General features: G+C 39.0%; 2 protein-coding genes and 1 pseudogene. All 3 read left to right on the forward strand.

Going from position 1 to position 2820, the window contains the following annotated elements; all coding sequences use genetic code 11:
* Positions 1–823 (forward strand): transporter (locus tag AC056_RS12640; protein ID WP_077163808.1); only part of this gene is annotated, 823 nt, incomplete at its 5' end.
* 12 nt (positions 824–835) lie between these two features.
* The gene (locus AC056_RS12645; protein ID WP_077163889.1) at positions 836–2500 is read left to right on the forward strand and encodes an OmpP1/FadL family transporter; all 1665 of its coding nucleotides are present in this window, start codon (positions 836–838) and stop codon (positions 2498–2500) included.
* A pseudogene (locus tag AC056_RS19880) lies at positions 2494–2820 on the forward strand (protein FilE); the annotation flags it as partial. The gene AC056_RS12645 and the pseudogene AC056_RS19880, both read left to right, overlap by 7 nt.

Below are 2820 nucleotides of genomic sequence, written 5' to 3' on the forward strand. Positions count from 1 at the left end.
ACAAAATAATTTACAGGCTCTCGATTACACTTACTACCGCGATACTCGTATTGACTTAGCTTTATCTGATAGCTCTTCCCAATTAAACCGTTTACGTGTCGAAGAAGATGCTAACCATACATTGACGAACAGTTTTACCTTTCAGTATGGGGTCTTAGATAACTTAACTTTATCAGCAACTGTTCCTTTCGTTGCAAAGTCTGAAATTATTAAAGATAAAACAACAGCTGGTTTAGGGGATATTTCTCTTGGTGCACGTTGGGAACCCTTTCCGTTAAAGCAGGGTCGTTTACCACTTGTCCTTTTTGGTAGTGTATCTACCAAAACAGGTGATAGCCCTTATGAAATTGGTATAGATGAACTTTCAACAGGTAAAGGTTATTACTCAGTTGGCGTAGGTGCAAGTACCCGTAAATATATCGATCCAGTTGTTCTGTTTGCTTCAGCATCGGCTAACTATGGTTTTAAAGAAAGCGGTCTTAACCAAGCACGTGGTTCACGTAATTTAACTTCTTTTGATCCAGGCATTAGTGGTGGGTTCTCGTTTGGTTTTGCCTATTCATTTAACTATGACGTGTCTTTAACAATGTCATATCAGCAAAGTTTTAACATGAATGCTGAATTCCAGTTTGACAATGGAGACTCTTATAAATCACCAGATCAAAGTAGCGGAATGTTATCTTTTGCTCTAGGTGTTCGTGTTTCACCAGATACGATTGTTAACGGTACTGTTGGTATTGGTTTAACTGAAGATGCGCCAGATATTTCGCTTGGTCTGTCTTTCCCGTTAGATATTTTAGGTTTTAATAAAAAACAAAAATAAGGAGATATGCAGGTGAAATATCCTAAATTATGTCCTCTAACGGCGGCAATTGTTATCTCCGGTTTTTCTAGCTTTGCCAATGCTCAATTAGGACAAAACTTAGCTGTTGATATTCGTTCACTGGCGATGGGGAATGCTGTAACTGCAGATCCTCCTGGTATTAGTGCGGTTCATTTTAACCCTGCGGCCTTAGCAAAAATTGATGGGCTACAAACCGATGTACAGGGGATTTTGGCTAACTTTGATATCCAGCGTGAATTTTCAGCTCCTCCTGGCTATAACATTTTTGGTTATTCAGATGACCCTCTTGTTTGTAATGATGGTCCGGAAGTTTCCGCCAATATTTGTACAGATTTCAAAGGGACCGTACATGGTGATGTGGAATACGCAAGCCTATATGTGCCGATTCTAAAAAAAATGGTTGATCTCGGGCCAGGGTATCCTTTAGTTGCCCCTACAGCCGGAATTGCCTATAAGCCACCTGGTTCAAAAGTTACTTATGCAACAGCAGTATATGCACCATTGGTCGCTGGGTTTGGGGCAGAGAATGGTAACCCTGGCAACTATATGGGTCAGCAAGTTGCAGTAGAGCGAATCACTTATTTATCACCATCTTTTGGTTATCAAGTAAATGACCATTTATCACTTGGTGCTTCTGTGGGGATGTCTTACAACGCAATCGCACTGAAAACTGATCTACGTTTTCCCAATGAGATGATTGGTGTATTGCGTATGGTTGATGAAGTGGTATGTGCGCCTTTTAAAAATAATAGTGACATGATTACGGACTTACTATTATTTGGTATGTGTAATGCCCAAGAAGGCATGAATCCATTTAATAAAATGGGCGCATTACAAGTTTCTTTAGAACAATCATTAAGTCCAAGCTATAACTTAGGTTTACTCTGGGAACCAACTGATGACTTTGGCTTTGGTATGGTTTATCAAAGTTCTGCCAAAATGCGCTTAAAAGGCAAGTACATGATTGATAATGCCAGAGCACCGCAAGAACTTATCAAGGGGCTTAACTCATCTGCTACAGGACAAATTTTAGCTGCAATTCTTGGTTTACCTAGCAATATCCCGAATATTGAGTCTGGTTTAGTTGCCATGGATCTTGAATATCCGGCACATTTCCAAGCGGGGATTAAGTATAAAATATTACCTGATTTGCAAGTAAACTTTGACGTTGGATGGACGGATTATTCGGCTTGGGATAAATTTAAATTCGAATTTGATCGCCAAATTTCGTTATTAAAAGTAGCTAAGCTTTTATCTAATGACGTTACCGATAATTCATTGGCACTACCATTGAAATTTACTTCGCCGTGGAGCTGGGGAATTGGTCTTGAATACTCAGCAACCGATCGTTTGAAATTGCGAGCTGGTTATGAGCCTCGAGCTAGTTCGATACCTGATGATAAACGTAATACTATGGTTCCAATCAATAATGCGCAATTATTCGGTCTTGGTTTAGGTTATCGTTTCGATGCAGATACAGATCTAGATCTTTCAGTAGGTTTTTTACGTAGTCGTGACAATATTCCTGCCTGTTCGAGTACATTATCCAACAAGTGTGGTGTCGATAATATTTTATTAAATCCTTATTCAGGTTTAGATGTTAAAACGAATACTAAAGTTACAGTACTTGGTTTGAGCTATAGAACAAAATGGTAAAACAATATAAATCGATGTTTCGACCTACATTTGCTATCTCGACTTTATGTATTGCGGTAGCTAGTATTTCTGTATCGTATGCAGATGGTTTCTATACAATCATTGGTCCTGATGGTCGTCCAATGATTGTACCCAGTAAAAAAGTCGGACAGAAGCAATCAAATATTAGAGTGGAAGCACCGAAACAAGTTGTACAGCCGCGAGTAGATGCTAAACCTGTTCAAGAAGCACCTAAAGAAAATATTCAAAATTCAAAAGTGCTTCAAAAGTTTGAACCACACGTTAATAAAAAATTAAATACTGCACCGACTGCACCGACT

Origin of the sequence: Acinetobacter genomosp. 33YU, from assembly GCF_001990725.1 — a bacterium.
In the GTDB taxonomy this organism is placed as follows: Bacteria; Pseudomonadota; Gammaproteobacteria; order Pseudomonadales; family Moraxellaceae; genus Acinetobacter; species Acinetobacter seifertii.